The following is a 23,021-nucleotide window of genomic DNA, read 5'->3' as shown; positions in this document are numbered from 1 at the left end:
GTCGATTTTATGAGAAACTCTGTATCTGTACTGGTTTTGTCGCCAACTTGATTTTTTGAAGGAGGATTTTATGGGTCAGCATTGGGGAAAAGCCTTAATTTTAACAACAACTTTCTTGACAATTAACATCGATTATGCTAGGTCTTTAACCTTTGGTGAGGCCGTTGGTATTGGAGCGGGGGCCTTGTTAATCAACCGGGCGGTACAGGATAATAGACAACGTTATCGATTTGTGCCACCAGAGCAAGAATTTCAGCGCGGACTAGAGGACGGGTTTAACTTTGCCCGCTATGATAATCCGCGCAATTCTAGAGACTATGATGACGGTTTTATCGAGGGAAGAAGACGGCGGGAGTCGGGTTGGTCTAGTCCCAACCGGAGAGGTTGATTATTTTTTTGGTCTGCGTCCCACTTCGGCGGTTTCTTGAATGGAAAAGATCCTCAATTTGCCGTCGATGGGAGCGACTTTAGCCACTGCTTCCGATGCCACTATATAGTTATCACCCTCGGTGTTGGTAATATTGACTACCCGCTCGCGAGTGATAATCGCCATCTCGTTATTAGCAAGAATATCCACGTCCCAATTCTCAGAAAGAACCTCTATACTTCTAATATTTTTGTAGGATTCCTCTAAAAATATTTTATGTTCCGTGATGCCATTTAACTCAAAAATTTCGGTACTAGCATCGGTTTTAATGGTCAATTGCGAGGAAATAAACGGGGCATAGTGTTTGAGGATTAGGGCGATATTTTTATCTTTAATAGCGGTTTCAATGTCTTGAATCATTGCTTTAATTTCCGCTTCCTTGATTGTTTGTCCCCCATCGCGATTACTCGATTGTTTCACCGGCACTATCGAGGGATTAGCATGGACAAAAGCGGGGGAGATGCTGGGGAGAAGGGATAAACCGAGCAATAGAACAATTAATTGGGGAGAACGCATAATTTAATAAACTTGGTAAATTCAACCCGAATCATAGCATTTTCTCGTTACCTAATAAATCCTCAAGCTGAAAGTCCCCGGTTAGGGAAGCTAACAGAGCAAAATTCTGGCTGTGCAAAGTCTAGGTTGATCCTTTAGCTATTTTTGGCTTGATATTTCCAGAATAACAGGGGTATGATCGCTAGGTTTTTCTTGTTTTCTGGGTTCTCGATCGATCAGACAATTGACAGCTTTTTCGTATAGCTGAGGAGTTAAATAAAGATGATCGATTCGCCAACCTCGGTTACGAGCAAAACCGCCGCTGCGATAATCCCACCAACTATAATGTCCTGGGTCCGAGGTGAATTTTCTAAAGGCATCTTGTAAGCCAATTTCTAAGACCTTTTCTAAAGCTTCTCTTTCTTTAGCTGAAGACATAATATGATTTTCTTTGCCTTTGGTATCATAAATATCTTTATCTTCTAAGGCAATATTAAAATCTCCGCAGATACATAATTCTTCAGGTTGAGAATTAATAATTTTATCTAGATATTTCCTCAGAGTTTCTAACCATTTAAGCTTATAAATATACTTGTCACTATCTAGGGAAGAACCATTAGGAACGTAGAGATTAATAATCCGAATATCGCCGATTACTCCAGTAATTAGCCGTTTCTGTTCGTCTAGTTCTCCTGTTAAATTTTCGCCGATAATTGGACTAAATCCCACAGTGATATCCTCCATGGGTTTCTGGCTAAAAATCGCCACACCATTATAGGATTTTTGTCCAGAAATATAGAGATGATAACCCAAAGATTCAAAAGCTTCTCTGGGAAAATCTCGATCGATTACCTTGGTTTCTTGCAAGCATAAAACCTCAACGGGATTGAGTTGTAACCAGTTAATTACCTGCTCTTGTCGGCTGCGAATCGAGTTGACATTCCATGTGGCGATTTTCATAGCTAAAAACCAAGAATTTTTCTCACACTTCCTCAGCAAAACTACTGCGACGCACAAACTCAAAGGGACCTGCGATCGAACCCCAGACTAATTGATCGGTTTCGGGATCTAAACCGCGATCAACGCTAATTAATCCCTGTTCACTAATTTCAAAACTATTATCCAAATAAGTCATTCTATCTTTGCGAAAGACTAAACATTGTTTACCCGGTTTCACCACCCCTTTAAAACTGTTACCTGTCCAAGTGACATTCATATCACAACCCAGCATCGGTTCTAATAGTTCTAAGCTGAGATTTTTGAGACGCTGGGGTTCTCTAGAAGCACCAAAAAAGTTAGCTTCCTCTTTAACTTTAAAGTTTTCTAGTTCAATATGGTCATCGACTACCGATAATTTAAATACTCGCAAACGATAGGGAGTATTGAGCATAAAATCGTAGGCCTGCTCTAAAAATAAACTGGTTCCCCCCAGTAATTCATCGGGTAAAGGACGCATACACACGCGAATATGGGCAAAAAAAGGCGGATTAGCAAAAGCTTGTTCTTGATTACTAAAATCCGCCGCCATCCAGCGTGCTAGGGTTTTTATATCCGTGGGATGAGTCATAGTTTTTGAGATGTGAATGGCTATTAGCTATCAGCCATCAGCTAGTTAATTGCTCTGATAAGTTTTCACTGATTACTGATAACTAGGTCCCGATAATTGTTATTGTGCAATTACTTTAATTTCTATATCGGCACTAACTTCGGGATGGAGTTTGACTTGTACTTTATAGACTCCCAATTGACCGATATCGGGGACGGTAATACCACGGCGATCGATTTCTAATTTAGCATTTTCTAGAATGACCGTGGCCACATCTTGACTGGTGACAGTACCGAAAATTGCCTCATTTTCACCCACCTGTTTAGGGATGCTGTAGGGACTGAGTTTTTCGATCGCAGTTTTTCTGGTTTCCGCTTCTTGTTTTTCAGCGAGGAGACGTTGACGCTCTTTTTCTTTCCTAAATTCTGCTTGTTTAATCGCGCCTTTGGTGGCTAAAACGGCCACACCTTGGGGGATAAGGTAATTGCGCGCATAACCGGGGGCCACTTCCACCACATCGCCATTTTCACCTAATTTGCTGACTTTTTGATTGAGGATAACCTGCATTCGTTTCGCCATGATCTTGACCTAAAACAATAGTTCCAAAACCTTTATCATACCATGCAATCGTCAAGTCTCGATCACAAGTTAGTTATTGCCGGCGGCGATGATTTGGGTTAATAGGGGACCGATTGCCTGAAAGGCCGAGGGTAAAACCGCTACGGTGGCGGCTGCGATAATAATTGTCGTGGCCAATCTCAGCACTTTCTCGGAGGCTTTTTCGTAGGTGTCAAATTTATAGTCGAGTTTGTCTAATCTTTGGTCTATTTCCTGAAAGCGTTGCCCCATAGCATCAAAACGTTGGTCTATTTCCTCAAAACGTTGCCCCATAGCATCAAAACGTTGGTCTATCGCTTCAAAACGTTGGTCTATAGCCTCAAAACTTTGGTCTATCGCTTCAAAACGTTGATTTACTGCTGTTTGGAAGCTTTTCAATTCGTTGAGAACATCGGTTAGGGTGGGTTCTTGAGTGGACATGGTGACACCTAGGGGAATTTGATCGCCTAGCACAATTATAACGTTAAGTCAAGCTTTTTTGATGATAATTAACGTTTTTATTGGTCATATTTTGACCTTGTTCCGGTATTGGAGACAACCAGTATTTCTATTCTAATAAGGTCTCTTTAATTGTTGTTAAAACTTTGCTATCTTTGACCATCCAAGCATGAAGCAATACGGGAATCGAAATTTCTTTGCCCACCGATAAACGGGAACTATGGGCGGGAAATATCATTAAATCGTAGGGAGTCCAGATAATTGTGGTTTTAATTTTATTTAAAATTTGTTGACAATCTTGATTTAAATCCTCTAGAAATTGACTCCCCGGCTGCATTTGTCTAATCCCATCTAAGGGTAAACTATACGCGGTTAAAGTGCCTCGATTCGGAGCAGAAATATTTAGGTAACGTTGCACTCTTGCCACTCCTCCCAATCTTTGCAGGTAGTAGCGGGTAATTAATCCTCCCATACTAAACCCAATCAGATCTACTTTCTGCTCTTTAGCAAAGTTTTTCTCGATATAATTCTCCACCTGACTGGCTAAAACTTCTAACTTTTCGTAACCATGATTGGGAATTAGGTTAAAACTATGCACCTGCCAACCATGATAATTTAAATACTCGCTCATCGGTTTAAAAACAGCCGTAGTGTCCAGAAAACCATGCACCAAAACAACGGGATTCATAGATGAGATTTTATCCTTGAATTCTGAATCTATTCTAACGGATGATCGGGGTAATGAGCGAAAAATTTTGGGGAAGAGCCTATCTACTAGGTACGGCTACCGGCAACTTCTAAGGATTAGGGAAAAAACCAAAAAGTTTAGCGGCACCTCCTAAAATAGCGACCACCAGTGCTATCAGAATCCCTCGATTGGTGAATTCCTGATAGGCAACCCTTGCAGTTAATCCATTGATTTTTTCGTCTAAAGCTTTAATATCTCCCTTGAGTTCGGCCTGTCCTATTTCTACTTTAGTTAACCGGTCTTCTATCTTGTCAAATCTCTCGTCAATACGGTTTTCCAGAGAGTCGATTTTCTCGTCAATACGTTTTTCCAGAGAGTCGATTTTCTCGTCAATACGTTTTTCCAGAGAGTCGATTTTCTCGTCAAGGCGTTTTTCCAGAGAGTCGATTTTCCCCTCAATCCTTGTCAGGACAGCTTCTAGGGAATAAGTGACAGTTTCGTTAGACATTTTGAGCAACTCCAAAAGTCAAATCTTCAGGGGTAAATGCTGGAGGCTATATTTTACGGAAAAATCAGGGGTCTATAGGCGGACACGGATTCCCATTATAAGAAAATTATAAGTCAAGACTTGAGTTTTTGTCAAGCTTTTTTTGACGGTAATCAATGGCAAGAATTTCGGGGAAGTATTTAGCCACCTATGCCTAACCGTCCCGCTAAACTAGGGCTTAAAGGAATCAGAGTCGCCAACATTAAAAAGAGTAGTAATAAACCCCAACCAGCGCGGTTGTCATCGGGTTCGGTTAACTCATTTAAACTAGGTCTTTCCAACTCTCTTTGTAAAAAAGCGACTAAAATTGTCCAATAGAGAGGAATGGGATTACTGGGATTAACTAAGGAAATAATGCCCAAAATGACCAAAGTGGCGACAGTGGTACGGCGGGCAATTTTGCGACCATAAATAGCCTGAATAATTCTGCCACCATCTAACTGTCCGGCGGGCAGTAAATTAAGGGCGGTAATCACCAATCCCAACCAACCGATAACAGTTAAAGGATGCACGGAGATAACGGCATTTTGTAACTCTTCACCCAAAACTATCCGCGCTAAAAAACTCACTAAAATCGAACTTTGGAAAAAGGTACTAGGGATTTGAAAAAGGCTGGCAGAATTAGATAAAGTTAGTCCAACAATTAATAAGATTAAAGAAACTAAACCTCCCAAAGCAGGACCAGCGAAAGCTATATCAAATAGGACACTGCGGTTAGGTAATAAAGATTCAAAACGAGTAATCGCCCCAAAAGAACCAATCTGCCAAGTGGGAAGAAAATAGGGTAAACTGAGACGAACATTATGGCGTTTAGCGATAATTAGATGACCGATTTCGTGGGCAATTAATACCGACCATAAACCCAAACTCAGGGGAATCGCTTCTCGATATCTCTGCCAATTACTAAACAAATCAAAACCTAATAAAATTCCCGCCGCTTCTAAGCTGGTGACAATGGTGGCTACTAACAAAACTAAAGAGAGATTTTTTTGAGCAAGAGTGGCAGGACTAGGATCGTTAGTTTTGGGAAGGATAATTACCACAGGTTTTTCCTCGGTTCCTTCCACCAGAAATAAACGATATTTATCGCCAAAATGATTACTTAATTTCTGGGTTAAGCGAGAGTGAACCATATCCGGTTCTCCTCGTAAATTGCCTTTAAAAATAGCCCCTTCTTGAAAAGAGATAGTCTCGGTGGCAAAAAAAGTATCTATCCCAAAAATGCTCTGAATAACTTTTAAATCCTCTTCGGTAATTGGCATCACATCCGGTACAATTGCTGTCACCGCTGCTGGGATTTCTAGAGGAGTAACGGACTGGCTAACTGCTGGGTTAACTTTCGGTTCAATTATCTGATTGGTTTTCAGTAAGCGTAAACGGTTGCCCAAATAAATATAGATAATGGTGGAAGCAACCAGTAAAAAGAGAATTACCGCTAGATTGAGATAAATTCCCGCCGCAAATAGCCCGAAAAAAATTAACCAAGGAGCAATTAGTACCAAGGATTGTAACCAAGGTAAAATTCCCAGTTGGCCGTAGGGTTTAGCTCGATAAAAACTCCAAGTCAAGATAGCACCAGCGACGAGGAAAATAACAGCGACCGCAGCAATTTCCGAAGAAATATTAACCATAGGAAAGTCAAAATCAATAGGTTTTTATCAATCAATTTGATTATAAGCTTGCAGGGCGGCCCGTAATTGACCCCGATGCTTTTGTAACAATTCTTGTCCTGCCGCCGCCGAAAGTCCCGTTTTCTGCATTAACAAAGCCAGTTTAACCCGGCGGCCACTTTTTTCCAGTAAAATTGCCGCTTCCTCACGACTAATATCGCTAAGGTTACAGATAATCCGCAGGGCGCGGTCATGGAGTTTATGATTAGTAACAGCCACATCGACCATCTGGTTGCCGTAAACCTTGCCTAACATGACCATTGTCCCTGTGGAAAGGATATTTAAAGCCATTTTCGTCACTGTTCCCGCTTTCAGGCGGGTGGAGCCGGCCAGAAGTTCTGGTCCGGTCAATAAGCGGATATCCACATCCACCGCGATCTCCACTTGTTCGGCGGGGACACAACTAATAGCAATCGTCGTCGCACCTCGCTGTTTTGCCGCCTGTAAAGCCCCGTGAACGTAGGGAGTAGTACCCCCGGCGGTAATCCCCACTACCACGTCTAATTCGTGAATTTCTCGCTGGGCAATCACGGCCGCCCCATCTTCCGCTTTATCCTCCAAATCTTCGGAACTACGCACCAGCGCCGCCGCTCCACCGGCAATAATTCCCTGTACCAATTCCGGGGGAGTGCAGAAGGTGGGAGGACATTCGGCCGCGTCCAAAACCCCCAGCCGGCCACTGGTTCCCGCCCCAATGTAAAAGAGTCTACCACCTTTAGCCAGAGCTTGACCGGTCAGGGAGATCGCTAGGGCCAATTCTTGCCGGGCCATGGCGATCGCTTTTAGGGTTTGGGCATCCTCGCGATTGAAGAGATCCACCAATTCGAGTGGGTTTAATTGGTCTAAATTGAGGCTGTTTGGGTTAATTTGTTCGGTTAACAGGTGTCCTCTGCTTTCCCACTGTTCCATAACGGTTTAATTGAGTTTTTCGTAAGATTATTTTCAGTATATAGCCAATCGGTGGGCTAAAAGCTTGACAATTGCCGCCCGAATATTAGATAATAGTAAATTGTGTCAATTCCTGCTCGGATCAGGTGAAGACATTAGCACAAAAGCTGGAATTTTTTTCGGCTACCTGTACGGCAAAACGAGCGCAGAAAATTTATGAGTTACGCGATTATTGAGACCGGTGGCAAACAGATTCGGGTGGAACCCGGTCGCTATTACGATATCGAACTTCTTCCCGTCGATGAACAAAGTACCCATACCATCGACAAAGTGCTATTAATCCATGATGAGGATGATATTAGCATCGGTCAGCCCTTTATCGAAGGGGCTACCGTGGAAGGCACTGTCATGCAACATCGTCGGGGCAAAAAAGTTATTGTCTATAAAATGCGCCCGAAAAAGAAAACTCGTAAAAAACGCGGTCATCGTCAAGAAATTACCCGTTTTATGATTGATTCAATCAATTATAACGGTAAAACCCTAGTCGCCACTGCTGCTACCTCCGGCGCTGAAGTTGTGGAAGATAGTAGCGATAAAGAAGAATAACTTTTAGAATCAAAAAAGCATTTGGAGAGAAATTATGGCTCATAAGAAAGGTACGGGTAGTACCCGCAACGGACGCGATTCTCGTTCCCAACGCCTAGGCGTTAAGCGCTACGGTGGTCAAGTGGTAAAAGCGGGAAATATTCTCATCCGTCAACGGGGTACTAAAGTTCACCCGGGTAAAAATGTCGGTCGTGGTGGCGATGATACTTTATTCGCTTTAATTGATGGTGTGGTCAAATTTGAATACAAGGATAAAAGTCGCCGTCAAGTTAGCATTTATCCCGCTGAAGTTAGCGCTAGTTAATCGACTCTCTTGACATCATGGTGTCAATTGCGCCCCTACATTACTACATATTAGTTGTTCTGTGGGGGCGTAGGACTCAAGCACTCCTCACCCCCGCTAATCTTGGTGCAGCTTCAATCCTCAAGGGCAAACTAAAACCCTCCCAATCCAGCGAAAAAGAAACCACAAAAGTAGGCTAAATTGCCCAATAAATATGAAAAATGCCCCGCAACTATTCTGGTTTTTTTTCCCTTGCTAATACTTCTTGTAGTTGTGGTACTAAGGTCGGCAAATCTTCTCGAATTGTTGCCCAAATTCTACTTAAATTAACTTGAAAATATTCGTGAGTTGCCACATTTATCATTCCCGCCATTAAACGCCAAGGAATAAGAGGATAGCGAGACTGAATTTCCTTCGGTACATTTCTAGTTGCTTCTCCGATAATAATAAAATCATAGAGAACCGCTTTGATATTTGTTTGATTCTTGGCAAATTCCTCAAACGTCATTGCCTTTGTCCGCTGTTCAATTTCACTGATAGATTCTAAAATGTCTTGAAGGCGAAGTCGCCAATCTCTAGAAGGCATTGATCAGATCCTCAAGCACAGGTTCTCGTAAATGTTCTCTTAAGGCATCCTGAGTTCCTAAATCCACAGAGCATCCCAGAATATCTTCTAAATAATACTGTACTTGCAGAAGTTGAAAAAAACCACCTTGTCGATCGAATTCTACTAACAAATCTACATCACTATCGGCATCAGCTTCATCCCTGGCCACTGAACCAAATAAAGACAAAGATTGCACCCCTAGTTTTTGTAACTGTTCTCGGTGTGCCTCTAGAATTGCCAGCACCTCGTCCTGTTTCATTTGGTCTGTCCTTGAACCTGCCATTAATATTATAGCTTTGTCGGTGTAACCCTCAAACTCAAGCTGAAATCTTCCAAATCTACAAAACAAACTAATCACTGAAAACTCACATCTGATAACTGCTCACTGCTCACTGATTAAGCTGTAGCCTCTAAAAATACGCCTAAATTGCGGAATTTTTGATAACGAGATTCGCGCCGTTGTTGGGGAGTTAACAAAGATAAAGCCTCTAAATTTTCACTAATAGCGGCTTTTAAATTGGCTGCCGCTTTAATCGGATCAGCATGGGCCCCTCTGGAGGGTTCAGAAATGATCTGATCGATAATATTTAACTCTTTTAAATCTTTTGAGGTAATTTTGAGGGCAACTGCTGCTTTATCGGATTTTTTGGCATCTTTCCAGAGAATGGCGGCACAAGCTTCGGGAGTCGCCACGGTATAGACAGAATGCTCTAACATTAATAGGCGATCGCCGACCCCAATGCCCAAAGCACCGCCCGAACCCCCTTCGCCAATAACAGTACAAATGATCGGCACATCTAAACGAAACATCTCCCGGAGGTTATAGGCGATCGCTTCTCCTTGACCTAATTTTTCCGCTTCCACCCCCGCCCAGGCGCCGGGGGTGTCAATAAAGGTTAAAATTGGCTGATTAAACTGATGGGCGTGTTCCATTAAACGCATGGCTTTACGATAACCCCCGGGGGCAGCCATGCCGAAATTTCTAGCCACATTATCCTTAGTATCCCGGCCTTTTTGATGCCCGATAATCACCACAGGACGACCGTTAAAACGGGCAACACCACCCACAAGGGCGGGATCGTCGTAACCACCGCGATCCCCGTGTAACTCGAACCATTCATCGGTGATGGCTTGAATATAATCTAGGGTACTGGGGCGCCGGGGATGACGGGCTAATTGTAGCCTTTGGGAAGGGGTGAGATTGCTAAAAATTTCACGACGTAATTGATTAGCTCGTTCGTCTAGTTGACTAATTTGTTCCGAGACATCTACGCTATTTTCTTGGGCTAATTCTTTAATCTGTTCGATGCGGGATTCTAATTCGTAAAGGGGTTTCTCAAAATCTAGGAGAAAAATCTTTTTCTCGGTAGTCTCGTTTTTAGTCATAGGTTAGTGGCTAGAAGTTTACTTGAAGCTAATCTTTTCTAGCTTACCGTTTTTCAGCGATCGATTATCGGCAGCTTCGGGATTACCTGGAGATAATTTCAGGTTATCGATCGAATTTTGTCAATTGTCGTATAATAGTGGATCGTGCCTTTTTCACCCCAAGGAGGATTAGTTATGGCAGGAAGTGAACTAAAAGCGGATCTATGGGTTAACGAATATATTACCCCCTGGGACATTTATAGTCATGGGGTTTCCAGGATTTTAGCCTACAAAAAAACCGCTTTTCAGGAAATGTATATTGTTGAATCGGGGGCCTATGGAAAAGCCTTGGTACTGGATGGGAAATGGCAATCTTGTACGGGGGATGAATTTATTTATCATGAAGCATTAGTGCAACCGGCAATGATTGCCCACCAAGAAGCAAAAACTGCTTTAATTTTGGGAGGTGGTGAAGGTGCGACAACGCGGGAGTTATTGCGTTGGAAAACAATCGAAAAAGTGATGATGATCGATATCGATGGGGATGTGGTGGCAGCTTGTAAGGAACATCTTCCCGAAATGCACCAAGGCACTTTTGATGATCCTCGTTTTCAGTTAGTTGTGGCCGATGCTTTAGAAGTTTTAGACACCACTAACGATAAATGGGATATTATTATCTCGGATCTGGTTGATCCCATCGAAGAGGGTCCCTCTTTCCCCCTATTCACGAAAGAATACTTTGAAAAACTACAAAGAGTTTTGGCAGAAAATGGCATTGTGGTAGTGCAATCTGGCCCGGTTTCTCCTCCTTCGGTGATGTATCATGCGCGTTTGGTGAATACTTTAAAAGCAGTTTTTCCCTACGTTCATTCCTATTGCGCTCCCACTCCTAGTTATGGTTCCCCTTGGGGTTTTACTCTCTGTGCTAATCATCCTTTAAATACTCGTCCCGATCCCGAGGTGGTGGATGAATTAATCAGCGATACAACTACGGGAGGATTACGTTTAATTGATGGCATGAGTTTACTCGGAATGTTACAAACTCCTCTCTATATTCGTCAAGCAATCGCACAAAATACGGAAGTTTATACCCTGGCAAAACCCCCGAAATTCTTCGGTCAAGGAGTAATCAGTAATCAGTAATCAGTTATCAGTTATCAGTTATCAGTTATCAGTTATCAGTAAATAAGGGTTATAACTAGAAATCGATCGAGTCTTCATGATTAAGAATTGTTTGCAGTATTTCTAGGGGAACAGTAGCAAAGTATTGCTGGAGAAAGTTTTCTAGGGCCACTGCTTCTAGAAATTGCTCAATCTTATTAATTTTTGCCTCATGATTGATTAATTCAAAGGATAAATTTTCTTGATTTTTCTTGACTTTAAAGCCATTTTCTGCTAGGGAAATTAATCCTAATTCTAGGGTATGATAACTGAGGTTTAAGCGCTTTTGTAATTGTTGACGGGAAATACTGGTTTTAGTTCTAGCTAAATATTTCCCAATCCCCACAAGGTTTATCCATGTGGTGTGAGCGGATTTTTTTAAAGGACTAGCATAGGCAAGAACTAACTTTTTATCGCGTAAAATTGCCTGTTGATATTCCCTGGAAAGTTTTGTCCAATCCCGGGGACATTCCAGGAGAAAAAGGGGATTTAATTGCTTAACTTCTTGATTAATTTCTCGATGGCGATTGTCGATTAAAAAATCTTTTTTATTGCTATAGGTTAGGGATTCTTGTTGATAGGTTTGCAAGGCAATTAAGCGCACTTCATAGCGATTTTTGTAGGTATTAAAATCTAATTCGACTACGGCATCATAACGGGTATCGGCAGCAATTTCGTCTTTGTGATGACCCCACCACATACCGGGGAAACCCTGCTCGATTGAACTATCCCAGATCTCAAAAGTTGTCCGGGGATAAGCGATTTTTTTGCCTTTGAAATCCTCAAGATTTTTATGCCAAAGATTTTGAAAATAACAATTTTGAATTAATAGCTTCGGTGTCGGATTACCCATCCCGCAGGGTTCCAGTAATTTTAATTCTCGAAATAGACTTTTTCCCAATTGGGAAACCGTCACCACCGCATCCACTTCTATCTGGGAATAAAGGGAAGTTAAATCAATTCCTGTGCGTCGCAACTGTTGATTAATTCCCTCAATAAATAGCGGTAAATTTTCTATGGTTAAACTTAAACCTGCGGCCAAAGGATGACCACCAAAACGATGTAAAAGATGGGATTGAGAGGATACTAATTGATAGAGATCGATCTCGCGAATTGACCGAGCGGAACCCTTAGCAAAAGGTGGTTCACTGGTACTTAATAAAATTGTTGGTCGTTGGTATTCTTGGGCAATTTGTCCCGCAACTAATCCTAAAATTCCCGCCATCCATTGGGGATCATCTAAAATAATTACATTAGTGGTAGAAAGATCAATTCTCTCTAATTTTTTCTGAACTTGTTTAATAATATCCCGTTGGATTTCTTGGCGACGAATGTTGGCTAATTCCGCTTGTTCAGCTAATTCGTGACAACGTTTTTCATCTTCACTGGTAAGTAATTCTACACAAAATCTAGCATCGCCATAAATGCGACTGACGGCATTAATGCGCGGTCCAATACCGAAGGATATATCCATCGGTCTATCTCCGGTTTTGTTACATAAATCGAGTAATTTTTTAACTCCCAAACGCTGAGTATTTTGCAGTTTTTGTATACCTTTTTGGGCTAAATAACGACATTCTCCCGTCAATTTGACTAAATCGGCAATTAAACCAATCGCAACTAAATCCAGTAAATTTTCTAGGGGTTTTCTGGGAATATCTGCCAAAGTTAAATACATCGCTTCCACTAATTTATAAGCAACGGCAACCCCAGAAAGATGATAGAAAGGATGGGTTTCCACAAAGTAGCGGGGATTAATCAGGGCAATCACCTCGGGGCGCTCGTCGGGTAGGGTATGATGATCGGTGATGATAATATCGATGCCTAGACTGTTTGCATAGTCAATTTCGGCAATATTCGTGCTTCCCGTGTCACAGGTGACGATTAAACTGGTTCCTTGATGCGCTAGTTTCTCGATACCAGGACAATTGAGGCCGTGGGATTCTTTTTGGCGATCGGGTATGTAATAATCTAACTGTTGATAGGGTGGGAAAAACTGTCCCAATCCTTCCCAGAGGACACTGGTAGCGGTGACACCATCGGCATCGAAATCACCCCAAATAGCCACTTTTTCGCCTTTATTTAGGGCTTTTTCCAGTCTTTTGACGGCGAAGTTCATTTCTTGCCCAAAATCAAAGGGAGTTTTTGACTGATAAGCTTTCTCATCCAGAAACGTCCCCAGAGTCACCACATCCCGGACACCGCGATGCCATAATATTTGTGCCACGACGCTGCCATTCGACTCTGGGGTATAGTCTTGGACTATTTTTAAAAACTCTTGGGGAAGAGACACCGATGGGGGAATTTGCCAGTTAGACACGGGATATCAGGGAAAAAGTAACAAGGAAAAAAGGTGACAGTCAACTTTTGTGATTTTCCCTATCTCCATTTAGCCACCACTAACGGGGGGAATTAAAACTATCTCATCACCATTTTCGAGGATTTTCTCTCCCGAAACAAACTGAAGATTGACTCCAAAACGAGTAACATCGCGCCATCTTTCTAATTGAGGATAGGGGGCTATAATATAGTTTAACACTGCTGCCACGGAAGTGTGGGCAGGAAATTCGAGGTTTAATTGTGAAGTTTGATAGACTTCTTGATAAATAGCAAATAGTTTTACTGTGACGGTAATTTTTTCCATATTTACATCAATATTTTTTCTAGGATAATAACATTAATTGAGAACCCTGTTCGGTTTTGCGGACTTCGATGCGATGTTGAAACGCTTCTTTAAATTGGGGCATATGAGTTACCGTCAAAATACAGGCAAAATCGGCGGATATAGCGTTAATTGCCGCGATTAAGCGCTCGCATCCTTCCGCATCCTGAGTTCCGAATCCCTCGTCAACAATGAGCATTTGTAGGGCTGTTCCCGCTCTTTGTGCCAATAATCTCGCTAAAGCTAATCGAATCGAGAAATTAATCCGAAAAGCTTCCCCTCCTGAATAGGTTTCGTAGGGACGGGATCCCCGGGTATCACCAATAATAATATCTAAAGTATCGATTGACTTTTGTTGCTGTTTCTTCGTACCTTTACCGCTTTTTTGGGTTAAAAAATGCACATGAAATTGATTACCAGTTAAGCGAGCTAAGATATGATTAGTTTGAGCTTCTAACTCTGGTAAAACATTCTCAATCATCAGAGTTTGTAAGCCATTTTTGCCGAAAGCTATGGCTAACTCTTTATAAACTGTATATTGTTTTTTAACTTTAGCTAAATCACTCTCTTTTTCTGTCAGTTGTTTACCTAAAGTTTCTAGTTGATGTAACTTCTCCTCAACCCGACCTTTTTGGGAGAGCAATCCATCAATTATCTGTCTTCGCTGTTGAATATTAGTCGATAATACGGCTATTTCTTGGCGATAGTCGGTCAAAGTACCAATCTTTTGACTAATATTTGCTAACTCCTGATTTATCTTCTGGTGATCCTCATTTCGCACCTGTAATCTTTGCTCAATGTCAGCGATTTTAGCGGCTATTTCTGGATAATTTTTTTCTGCTTGTTGCCAGTCTTGATACTGTAATCTTACCCCCTGTAATTGTCGGATCAGATTTTGAATATTCTGATGTTCACCGCGATCATAATTCAAGTTTTGAATAAGCTTTTCTAAGCGTTCAATTTCCTGTTTAAGTGGGGAGTTTTGACCTAGTTCTTGTTTCTCCTGTTCTAGTCTAGCTAATCGATTAATTAAATTAGGTTTCTCGGCCTTGATATTAGCTAAACGACGGTTTGCTTGCTTAAGTTCTGATTCTTGAATTTCTGCCCAACGCCATCTTTTTTCTTCTCCTCTGACTAAAGCATGACTTTGTTCATCATAGTTTAAGAAGGCGATTTCTTGATTGACAATTTGCAATTCTTGCTGTAGTTCTAAGGCATAATTGCCACTGTTTAAAAGTGCTTCTAACTGGACAAGTATCTCCTCGGTTTTCTCTAGTTCTATTTCCTTTTCTTCAATGGTTTCTAACTTGACTTCTAACTGCACATATTTTTGTTGTAGGCTCGATCTTATTGGCAATTCTTGTTTAATTTGGGCTAATTCCTCGCGTAAACGTTTTAAATCTCGATCGCAGTCTGCCATCCTTTCCTGTAGGGACCAAATTTGCTCTTGAATTTGTTCTTGATGTTGATGGGTTTTCCTGATTACTTGATGACGGTGATGACTGTCTAAATTCTGTTCACACAAAGGACAAACCGAATCGGGAATATTTAATTTTTCCAATTTATCAGTTAACTCTAAAAGTTGTTCTTCATATCTTTTCTGTTGCTCCAATAAACTTTTTTTATCCACTTGTTTAAGAGTTTCCTTTTCTTCAACTCGTTCACAATAGGTTTGTTTTTTATCTAGTTCCTTAATTCGTTTGGCTAAATTGAGAGCTTCTTCTCTTAGTACAGGAATACGAGCGATTTCTGTCTCTAATTGTTGCCGATTTCTTTGCAGTTGTTCCCGACGAGCATTGATCTTAGCTTTTTCCCGTTCTAACTGCATATTTAGATCAGCTTTTCTGCTATTTAAAGGAGCATATTTTAAAGCTAATCTATCCAATTCCTGAAGACGTTGACGATGATAATTTAACTTCTCTAATCCTGCTTGAATATCTCCCGCTTGCTCGATAATTTTTTGAGTTTCTTGTTCCTGTCTTCCCAATTCTTCTAAACGAGCGCTCGTTTGTTGGATGGGAAGGGTAAATTCGTTAATTTTTTGCTGTAATTTCTGTTCTAATTGTTGTTTATCATACTGGGCCTGTTGCCAAGCTTGCAATTGACTTGACAAACTGGCCTCTTTCTGGTCTAAATTGATTAGGCGCTCGTGTGCGGTAATAATCTCATTTTTGCGATGAAGAATAGTCCTTATTTGATTTAATTGATTGTCTAGACTAACTTTTTCCCGGTCTAATCTCTCGATTTCTGCTAATAAAGCTCGCTCCTGTTCTCTTTGCCACTGCAGCTGTTTTTCCCAATTCTGACGCTGATTTTCTTCCCCTTGTAGTTGCTGTAAACGCCGATTATTTGCCTCTTGTTCTTGATTAATTTGGTCAATTTGGCCACTCAACTCTTGGAGATGTTCCCGATAGGAATTTTTCTCCTGAAGACGGAGTTTTATCGTTTCTACTTGCTGCTCAATCTGGAGGGACTGTCCATCAAATTGTTTCGATATATCCTTAGCTTTATTTGCTAAAATTTCATAGCGATCGAGTTGTAATAATTCTGCTAAAATCTGTTTACGACCACTGGGAGGCTGTTTCATAAACTCGTCCGCTTGTCCCTGTCGTAAATAAGCAGAATTAATGAAAGTTTTATGGTCTATTTTTAGATAAGTATTAATCTGTGCTTGGGTATCTTTAATACTTTTGCCCGACAAAGGACGAAAACTTTGATCATTAATCACCTGAAAATCTAAACCAGAAGCTTTTCCCCCCCGGTGACGACTACGGATAATTTTATAAATTTCTCCCCCATAACTAAACTCGAAATCTACCCGCGCATAATCGCTGCCCGCATGAATCACATCATCAGCAATCGAGACGCGACTTTCTCCCCAAATTGCCCAGGTAATTGCTTCCAGTAAAGAGGATTTTCCCGCACCATTGGCACCACAAATACAGGCAGTATGTAATCCGCGAAAATCTAGCACTGCCTCGCGATAACTGAGAAAATTTTTTAGGGTTAATTGTAGGGGAATCATAAGCTGGGAGGTAGGAAGTGGGGAAGTGGGGAGAGAATGCAGTACAGGTTAGAAATTAATCGGAGGATAAAAAACCGAGGACAAGATAGCTTCAGCGCAATACATCTGGGTGAATCTATTCGGTATCAATAACTCTCTCCTACAATAACCTCTAATCAAAGCTTAACTGAAATCCAGCCGGGGGCAAATGCGCTTTTTTGGTTCTCCAGAATTCTCCTCACCATTAGGGATTAAGTAAGTCTTGCGGCTGAACGATGATGATATTAGGAAGGGTAACAAAGTCATCAGGATTAAAGGTTAATAAATGGTTGATATTATGAGCTTTCATAACAGCCAGAAGCCTAATATCGTGAGTCCTTTTTCCCTTGATGTTATAGTCAGTGACTAATTGAAACCAAAGGGTAAATATCTCTGGGTTTTCTTCGAGAAGGGTGAATCTGTTCAGAAATTGATTGATTTGATTTTTAGTTCTTTCAGGAGTCCAGCCTAACCCATTAACCTCAGTAGGACGGGTGGCAACTACCCAAAACTCAATGATAATTTGTGAGGTCAAGCAGCATTTATGTCCTTGATCTATTAAGATATAGGTCGCATCTCTTGCCAGGGCATAATTAGCGGAAATTCGGTCACTCAGCCTCAGTAAAATATTAGTATCAAATAGATATTTAGCCATTAGTCATAGATAGTTTCACGCCCTAAGGCTTCATCGGGTAATCCAGGGGTATCCTTGGGTTGACTTTCCAGAAATTTTAGCCAATCTTCTGCTTTTTCGTGGGAGGTCATCTCTTCAATTTTTGGCGAAGTTATCTGAGTTAGAAATTGGCTGAAGTTTAAGACTTCTTGTTGTTTTTCTAAAGGAAGTTTTCGCAAGTTTTCGATAACGGCTTGTTCAATATTCATCGAAATTCAGCTTGTCGATTAATCGGCGTACTAAAAAGCATCAATGTCTTCAATACCTGCCGTTTCCCTATTATATCACCCCCCCGCTCTGGCACTGACCAAATCCCCCTACTTGGCTGCGATATTATTCCTACGCAAGTCCCTGACCGCTCAGGGTCCCTCGATTTGCTACTCTAAAGGAAAGATAACCGATTCTTAAGACCAAATCTATGAGCATTCCCGAAATTAGCGTCCATGAACTCGCTCTCCGTTTAGCCGATCATGATCCTAATTTACAACTTATTGATGTGCGCGAACCAGAGGAAGTTGCGATCGCATCTGTAGCCAATTTTACCATTTTACCCTTGAGTCAATACCAAGAATGGTCGCCCACTATTGCCACCCAATTCAACCCCCAAGCGGAAACCCTCGTTATCTGTCACCATGGCATGAGATCCCTACAGATGTGCCAATGGCTACAAAGTCAGGGTTTTACTAATGTTAAGAATATTAACGGCGGCATCGATGCTTATTCCCTCCTCGTCGATCCTAATATTCCCCGTTACTAATTTTGATGGCCTCAATCAGGAAAAGAGAGGGGTAAACTATCCCCTTTCTCCCCATTGATAACTGATAACTGATAACTGATAACTGATAACTGATTAAGCGTTATACTGTCTAGAAAAATCTTATAAATCTTTTGTTAAGATTATCCCCCTATGTCCGCTAGAAACCATCTCAGCGATCGCTATCAACATATCCTTAAGGCCACAATCCAACATTATATCGCCACGGCCGAACCAGTTGGGTCGAAAACTCTGCTGCAGGAGTACAAATTTACTGTTAGTTCCGCCACGATTCGCAATGCTCTCGGTAAACTGGAAAAAGAAGGTTTACTCTATCAACCCCACACTTCCTCCGGACGCATTCCCTCCGATTGGGGTTATCGTCTCTACGTCGATGAGTTAATGACTCCCGATGACCGTATCGGCGAAAAAATCGGCTATTATCTGCATAAAAACGCTAAGTCTCCTGCTTGGAGTCTCGAAAGTCTGCTGCAACGGGCCACCCAACTTTTAGCCGGTTTAAGCGGTTATATCGCTATCGTTACTCTTCCCCACACCCTCACCAATACCCTGCGTCATCTGCAATTAGTCCCCGTCTCAGGCCGGCAGATCATGTTAATTATTGTTACAGATAGTTTACAAACACGCTCGGTTATGATAGAGATTCCTGAGTCTATGGAAACGGAAAAGAAGGATGGATTAGCAGAAGAATTACAAATCCTCTCTAATTTTCTCGGGGAAAAATTAAAAGGTTATTGCTTGGCAGATTTAATTAACCTCGATTGGCGGCAAATCGAGCGAGAATTTACCCGTTATACCCATTTTCTCCAACAATTAAGCCAAGAAATCAGCGCTAGTCTCCAATCCACTGCCACCCCAGAAATTATCGTCCACGGTGTCGCCGAAGTCATTCGACAGCCAGAATTCGCCCAATGGCAACAAGTACAAATGTTACTGCATCTCTTGGAAGCAGAACAGGATCGCCTTTTACCCCTGATTTTACAAAGACCAGAACCGGAAAAATCAGCTAAAAAAGTCAAAATCACTATTGGTTCCGAAAATCCTCTGGAATCCATGCGCCCTTGTACTCTTATCTCCGCTTTTTATAAACAGGGAGATACTCCCGTCGGTAGTGTCGGCATTATTGGACCGACGCGAATGTTATACGAAAATACCATTCCCCTAGTAGAATCCACCGCTAACTATCTCAGCGAGGCTATCTCAAGGTCGCGAGAGGACTCCCGTTAAACTCCGTAGCGGTTAACGGGAGATGAATCACGACCAGAATAAAACTAACGCGGTAGCGTTTCCACTTTCGGGGAGTTTTGGTTCTCGACGTATTTTTTTAGTTGTTCGATGGTAATGTCGCCACAACTGGCCACGAAATAAGCTCCCGTCCAAAAATAAGGTTTATTGTAGAAATACTTTGCAGCCAAATACGGAAACTCTTTTCTAATTAAACGACTACTAACTGTTTTAAGGTTAGCGATTAATTTGGATAAAGCGATGTCAGGTTTGTAATCGATAATCCGGTGAACGTGATCCGATTCACCGTTGAAATCAAGCAACGCGCTTTCCCATTTCGTCAGCGTTGACACAAATATTTCTTTCAGTCGGACTAAGATTTCATTATTAATAGCTTTTCGTCGGTATTTGATCACGAATACAACATGAGCGGTAAGTTTATAAACAGAACAAAATCTATGATTGTAATCAGTTGAAATATTGGGCGGTAAGTGTTATGATTTAACTATACATCACGAAACTAACGACAGTGATAACGCTTACCTACCAGTACAAACTAAAGGTAAACAAGAAACAGGAACGAGAGATAATCCACATTCTTGATGTTGGCAAAAGCGTTTATAATTACGCTCTTTCAGAACGGAAAGATTGGTTAAACTCTCGAAAGTGTCTTGCGGATCACTGTTCGCTAGTTTCTGAGTACATAATTCCTGCGGATCAACCCTATCCTAATTACTTCGTTCAAGCTAAAAATCTAACGGAAGCTAAAAAAATCTATCCGATATTAAAGACGGTTAACGCTCAAGTTTTACAGCAAGTATTAAAAACTTTAGATAAGGCGTTTAACCAGATGAAGTCGAAAAGTTTTGGCTTTCCTAGATTTAAGAAAAAGATGCGAAGTTTTGTTTTTCCTGCGCTGTCAAAAAACTTCTTAGGTGACGAATACTTAAATTTTCCACAATTGGGAAAAATTAGAATCAGGCAATCTAGAGAGTACCCGTCTGGGTTCGAGCCTAAACAAGCTCGAATTATCCGCAAAGCGTCGGGATTTTACGTTTCGGTTTCTTTCCAATCTACGGAATTAGTTCCCGATATGACAGTAGGGAAGACCTGTTTAGGAATTGACGCGGGAATTGAAAGTTTTGTTGCTACTTCACGGGGAGATTTAATCAAAGCCCCTCGATTTTTGTTGAAAGTACAGAGTAAGCTTAAATTGCTACAAGGACGCTTGAAACGGAAAACTAAAGGCTCTAGCAATTGGTTAAAACTTCAGGAGAAGATAGCAAGATTACATGAAAAAGTGTCTAATACTCGTAGAGATTGGCATTTTAAACTAGCTCATTACCTTTGCGATCTCGCTGATAACATCTTCGTTGAAGATATTAACTTCGTTTCTTGGTCTAGAGGGATCGTTAGAAAACAATCTCTAGATTCGGCTATCGGTAGTTTTATTAACGAGATACTACCGTTTGTTATTTGGAAACGGGGAAAATATTATCTTAAAGTCGATAAAAACGGAACTTCCCAGGATTGTCCGAATTGTGGCGCAATTACTGGTAAAAAAGCGTTATCGGAAAGAGTTCACCGGTGTGATTCTTGCGGCCACATTGAACCGAGAGATACGGCATCAGCGAAGGTAATTGAGAACCGAGGAAAAAACGCGGTCGGACTGACCGTGTTAGAAAACGCTCGCGGAGGCGATTTGACGCGGATCGACTGGGTTAAACTCGGTCGATCTAGTTAAAAGCCTAAGAACCGAGAATCCCCCGCTACACCGCGCGAGCGGTTAGCGGGGGAGAGTCAAAAGTAAGTAGATATCCCCCGCAAAGGTTCGGGAATGGGACAATCGACAGTAAACTCTAAAATTGTCTCACCATCGCCCAAATAACCAGAATTAGCAAAACAGAGCAACATCCGCACCAGTGCCACCCACACCTCTGCATCGAACTCCCAATCCTGTCCCCGACGCGCTCCACAGGCGATCGATTTTAGCGCCCAAAAATAACTATTTCTCACCACTGAACCCCCTTTTTTATAAACAGGTACATCCTCATGGTGAATATAAAGAATATCATCTTTAGCGATCGCTCTCATCGGTGGCTAGGAAAGTTACAGGAATTTTCGGCTTACCGTCTAGAGAATAACACCCTATGTTAAATTTTGGGCGCATCCCCCGCACCCCTACCATTTTTAATAACTTCTGTTTATCACCACAAATAGGAAATGCCGCCTTTCTAGTTGAGGCACAAAAAGCTATAATTCTACCTTAAACCCTCGTTTTTTCCCCCTAGAGCGATCGAGTTTTCCTGATTATTATTCAGCTATGACCACCGATACTATCACCACTCCCTCACCCAAAAAACTCTGGTTAGCAGCCCTGAAACCACCAATGTATAGTGTGGCGATTATACCGATTATTCTGGGAACAGCGATCGCTTATCAGGAAACAGGTCGATTTTCCCTGCCGATGTTTGCCACTTTTATCCTCTCAGCTATTTTAATTCTCGCTTGGTTAAATCTCAGTAATGATGTTTTTGATGCCGATACCGGGATCGATGTTAATAAAGCTCATTCGATCGTTAATTTAACCGGTAATAAATCTTTAATTTTCTGGCTGAGTAATCTTTTTCTATTAGTGGGCATCGCTGGTATTTTTGCTATTAGTTATTGGCGAGGCGATTGGATGATCCTAGAATTAATCGCCCTCTGCTGTTTTTTGGGCTATACCTATCAAGGACCGCCCTTCCGTCTCGGTTATCAAGGATTAGGTGAAATTATCTGTTTCTTTACTTTTGGACCCTTGGCGATTGCTGCTGCCTACTATTCCCAAGTCGGGGCTTTTTCTGTCTCTAGTCTAGGGGCTTCAATTATTATTGGGATTACCACTTCTATCATCCTTTTTTGTTCCCATTTCCATCAAGTTGCCGATGATCTCAAAGCGGGTAAAAAATCACCTATTGCCCGTTTGGGTACTTTAAAAGGTTCTAGAGTTTTAACGGTGGTGACGGTTCTCGTTTACGTTTTAACGGTAGTTTTTGTCCTGCTGCAAGTTTATCCCCCTCTCACTCTCTTAATCTTCCTTAGTCTCCCTTTCGCTTGGCAATTAGTCAACCACGTTAACCAAAATCACGACCAACCTCAGCTAGTCAGTAACTGCAAGTTTATAGCGGTTAATCTCCACTTTTTTAGTGGCCTTCTCTTCGCCCTTGGCTATTTCCTTGCTTCCCGTTGATAAACCCGATTTTTTTTCTTAAACCCCTTTATCAGTTATCAGTTATCAGTTATCAGTTATCAGTTATCAGTTA

27 protein-coding genes and 1 pseudogene are annotated in these 23,021 nt (G+C 41.6%); 9 read left to right on the top strand and 19 right to left on the bottom strand.

The window, feature by feature from the left end; all coding sequences use genetic code 11:
* Positions 1-70 precede the first annotated feature (70 nt).
* Complete coding sequence (locus myaer_RS17365) at positions 71-388, top strand: hypothetical protein (protein WP_002782546.1); 318 nt, start codon at positions 71-73, stop codon at positions 386-388.
* Here the strand turns inward: myaer_RS17365 and myaer_RS17360 are convergent, their stop codons facing one another.
* From myaer_RS17360 to murQ, 9 genes are all read right to left on the bottom strand, one after another.
* The gene (locus tag myaer_RS17360) at positions 389-943 is read right to left on the bottom strand and encodes a hypothetical protein (protein WP_046663002.1); all 555 of its coding nucleotides are present in this window, start codon (positions 941-943) and stop codon (positions 389-391) included.
* 138 nt (positions 944-1,081) lie between these two features.
* Complete coding sequence (gene xth / locus myaer_RS17355; RefSeq protein ID WP_046663001.1) at positions 1,082-1,882, bottom strand: exodeoxyribonuclease III; 801 nt, start codon at positions 1,880-1,882, stop codon at positions 1,082-1,084.
* Between the two features lie 22 nt (positions 1,883-1,904).
* Positions 1,905-2,489 (bottom strand): chromophore lyase CpcT/CpeT, encoded by a 585-nt coding sequence (locus myaer_RS17350; protein ID WP_046663000.1) that lies wholly within the window; start codon positions 2,487-2,489, stop codon positions 1,905-1,907.
* A gap of 99 nt (positions 2,490-2,588) precedes the next feature.
* On the bottom strand, positions 2,589-3,047 hold the full coding sequence (rplI, locus tag myaer_RS17345) for a 50S ribosomal protein L9 (RefSeq protein ID WP_012264300.1): 459 nt from the start codon (positions 3,045-3,047) through the stop codon (positions 2,589-2,591).
* A 69-nt stretch (positions 3,048-3,116) separates the two neighbouring features.
* Entirely contained in the window at positions 3,117-3,539 is a 423-nt protein-coding gene (locus myaer_RS17340; RefSeq protein ID WP_052734193.1) for a hypothetical protein, read from the bottom strand.
* 94 nt (positions 3,540-3,633) lie between these two features.
* The gene (locus myaer_RS17335) at positions 3,634-4,212 is read right to left on the bottom strand and encodes an esterase/lipase family protein (protein WP_046662998.1); all 579 of its coding nucleotides are present in this window, start codon (positions 4,210-4,212) and stop codon (positions 3,634-3,636) included.
* A 109-nt stretch (positions 4,213-4,321) separates the two neighbouring features.
* Positions 4,322-4,720 carry a DUF4164 domain-containing protein gene (locus myaer_RS17330; RefSeq protein ID WP_002800640.1) on the bottom strand — a complete coding sequence of 133 codons (399 nt, stop codon included), beginning with the start codon at positions 4,718-4,720 and terminating at the stop codon, positions 4,322-4,324.
* A gap of 179 nt (positions 4,721-4,899) precedes the next feature.
* Positions 4,900-6,390, bottom strand: a complete 1,491-nt coding sequence (locus myaer_RS17325) for a site-2 protease family protein (protein ID WP_046662997.1) — start codon at positions 6,388-6,390, stop codon at positions 4,900-4,902.
* Positions 6,391-6,417: 27 nt separating this feature from the next.
* Entirely contained in the window at positions 6,418-7,338 is a 921-nt protein-coding gene (gene murQ, locus myaer_RS17320) for an N-acetylmuramic acid 6-phosphate etherase (protein WP_008196984.1), read from the bottom strand.
* A gap of 195 nt (positions 7,339-7,533) precedes the next feature.
* Between murQ and rplU the strand changes: the two genes are divergently transcribed.
* From rplU to myaer_RS22110, 3 genes and pseudogenes are all read left to right on the top strand, one after another.
* Entirely contained in the window at positions 7,534-7,923 is a 390-nt protein-coding gene (rplU, locus tag myaer_RS17315) for a 50S ribosomal protein L21 (RefSeq protein WP_046662996.1), read from the top strand.
* 34 nt (positions 7,924-7,957) lie between these two features.
* Positions 7,958-8,227 carry a 50S ribosomal protein L27 gene (gene rpmA / locus myaer_RS17310; RefSeq protein ID WP_046662995.1) on the top strand — a complete coding sequence of 90 codons (270 nt, stop codon included), beginning with the start codon at positions 7,958-7,960 and terminating at the stop codon, positions 8,225-8,227.
* 101 nt (positions 8,228-8,328) lie between these two features.
* Positions 8,329-8,406 (top strand): annotated as a pseudogene (locus myaer_RS22110) (PEP-CTERM sorting domain-containing protein); the annotation flags it as partial.
* A gap of 32 nt (positions 8,407-8,438) precedes the next feature.
* Here myaer_RS22110 and myaer_RS17300 read toward each other — a convergent pair.
* The 3 genes from myaer_RS17300 to accA form a co-directional block, all read right to left on the bottom strand.
* The gene (locus myaer_RS17300; protein ID WP_046662994.1) at positions 8,439-8,792 is read right to left on the bottom strand and encodes a DUF86 domain-containing protein; all 354 of its coding nucleotides are present in this window, start codon (positions 8,790-8,792) and stop codon (positions 8,439-8,441) included.
* Positions 8,782-9,072: a nucleotidyltransferase family protein gene (locus tag myaer_RS17295; RefSeq protein ID WP_046662993.1), complete on the bottom strand. Its 291-nt coding sequence runs from the start codon at positions 9,070-9,072 to the stop codon at positions 8,782-8,784. The genes myaer_RS17300 and myaer_RS17295 overlap by 11 nt, the downstream gene beginning before the upstream one ends.
* 137 nt (positions 9,073-9,209) lie before the next feature.
* Entirely contained in the window at positions 9,210-10,199 is a 990-nt protein-coding gene (gene accA, locus myaer_RS17290; protein ID WP_046662992.1) for an acetyl-CoA carboxylase carboxyl transferase subunit alpha, read from the bottom strand.
* Between the two features lie 174 nt (positions 10,200-10,373).
* Between accA and myaer_RS17285 the strand changes: the two genes are divergently transcribed.
* Positions 10,374-11,321, top strand: coding sequence for a fused MFS/spermidine synthase (locus myaer_RS17285; protein WP_002782691.1), 948 nt, complete (start codon positions 10,374-10,376; stop codon positions 11,319-11,321).
* A 55-nt stretch (positions 11,322-11,376) separates the two neighbouring features.
* Here the strand turns inward: myaer_RS17285 and recJ are convergent, their stop codons facing one another.
* The 5 genes from recJ to myaer_RS17260 all read right to left on the bottom strand — a co-directional run bounded on the left by recJ (position 11,377) and on the right by myaer_RS17260 (position 17,926).
* Positions 11,377-13,659, bottom strand: a complete 2,283-nt coding sequence (recJ, locus tag myaer_RS17280) for a single-stranded-DNA-specific exonuclease RecJ (protein ID WP_046662991.1) — start codon at positions 13,657-13,659, stop codon at positions 11,377-11,379.
* A 69-nt stretch (positions 13,660-13,728) separates the two neighbouring features.
* Positions 13,729-13,983 (bottom strand): MoaD/ThiS family protein, encoded by a 255-nt coding sequence (locus tag myaer_RS17275; protein ID WP_046662990.1) that lies wholly within the window; start codon positions 13,981-13,983, stop codon positions 13,729-13,731.
* Between the two features lie 19 nt (positions 13,984-14,002).
* Positions 14,003-17,026 carry an exonuclease subunit SbcC gene (sbcC, locus tag myaer_RS17270; RefSeq protein ID WP_046662989.1) on the bottom strand — a complete coding sequence of 1,008 codons (3,024 nt, stop codon included), beginning with the start codon at positions 17,024-17,026 and terminating at the stop codon, positions 14,003-14,005.
* Between the two features lie 223 nt (positions 17,027-17,249).
* A complete protein-coding gene (locus myaer_RS17265; RefSeq protein WP_046662988.1) occupies positions 17,250-17,699 on the bottom strand; it encodes a type II toxin-antitoxin system VapC family toxin in 450 nt (149 codons plus the stop codon).
* Positions 17,699-17,926, bottom strand: coding sequence for a hypothetical protein (locus myaer_RS17260; RefSeq protein ID WP_002782697.1), 228 nt, complete (start codon positions 17,924-17,926; stop codon positions 17,699-17,701). The genes myaer_RS17265 and myaer_RS17260 overlap by 1 nt, the downstream gene beginning before the upstream one ends.
* Positions 17,927-18,135: 209 nt before the next feature.
* Here myaer_RS17260 and myaer_RS17255 point away from each other — a divergent pair, with 209 nt between their 5' ends.
* A complete protein-coding gene (locus myaer_RS17255; RefSeq protein WP_046662987.1) occupies positions 18,136-18,474 on the top strand; it encodes a rhodanese-like domain-containing protein in 339 nt (112 codons plus the stop codon).
* Between the two features lie 150 nt (positions 18,475-18,624).
* Positions 18,625-19,719, top strand: a complete 1,095-nt coding sequence (gene hrcA, locus myaer_RS17250; protein ID WP_046662986.1) for a heat-inducible transcriptional repressor HrcA — start codon at positions 18,625-18,627, stop codon at positions 19,717-19,719.
* Positions 19,720-19,763: 44 nt separating this feature from the next.
* On the opposite strand, the gene tnpA is transcribed toward hrcA, so the two are convergent.
* Complete coding sequence (gene tnpA, locus myaer_RS17245) at positions 19,764-20,195, bottom strand: IS200/IS605 family transposase (RefSeq protein WP_071846485.1); 432 nt, start codon at positions 20,193-20,195, stop codon at positions 19,764-19,766.
* Between the two features lie 50 nt (positions 20,196-20,245).
* Between tnpA and myaer_RS17240 the strand changes: the two genes are divergently transcribed.
* Positions 20,246-21,460, top strand: coding sequence for an RNA-guided endonuclease InsQ/TnpB family protein (locus myaer_RS17240; protein WP_046662984.1), 1,215 nt, complete (start codon positions 20,246-20,248; stop codon positions 21,458-21,460).
* Between the two features lie 56 nt (positions 21,461-21,516).
* On the opposite strand, the gene myaer_RS17235 is transcribed toward myaer_RS17240, so the two are convergent.
* Positions 21,517-21,810 (bottom strand): hypothetical protein, encoded by a 294-nt coding sequence (locus myaer_RS17235; protein WP_046662983.1) that lies wholly within the window; start codon positions 21,808-21,810, stop codon positions 21,517-21,519.
* Positions 21,811-22,039: 229 nt separating this feature from the next.
* Between myaer_RS17235 and menA the strand changes: the two genes are divergently transcribed.
* The gene (gene menA / locus myaer_RS17230; RefSeq protein WP_046662982.1) at positions 22,040-22,948 is read left to right on the top strand and encodes a 2-carboxy-1,4-naphthoquinone phytyltransferase; all 909 of its coding nucleotides are present in this window, start codon (positions 22,040-22,042) and stop codon (positions 22,946-22,948) included.
* Positions 22,949-23,021: the final 73 nt, after the last annotated feature.

The organism is Microcystis aeruginosa NIES-2549, from assembly GCF_000981785.2.
Taxonomy (GTDB): Bacteria; Cyanobacteriota; Cyanobacteriia; order Cyanobacteriales; family Microcystaceae; genus Microcystis; species Microcystis aeruginosa_C.
This window is presented reverse-complemented; position numbering and strand designations above follow the sequence as displayed.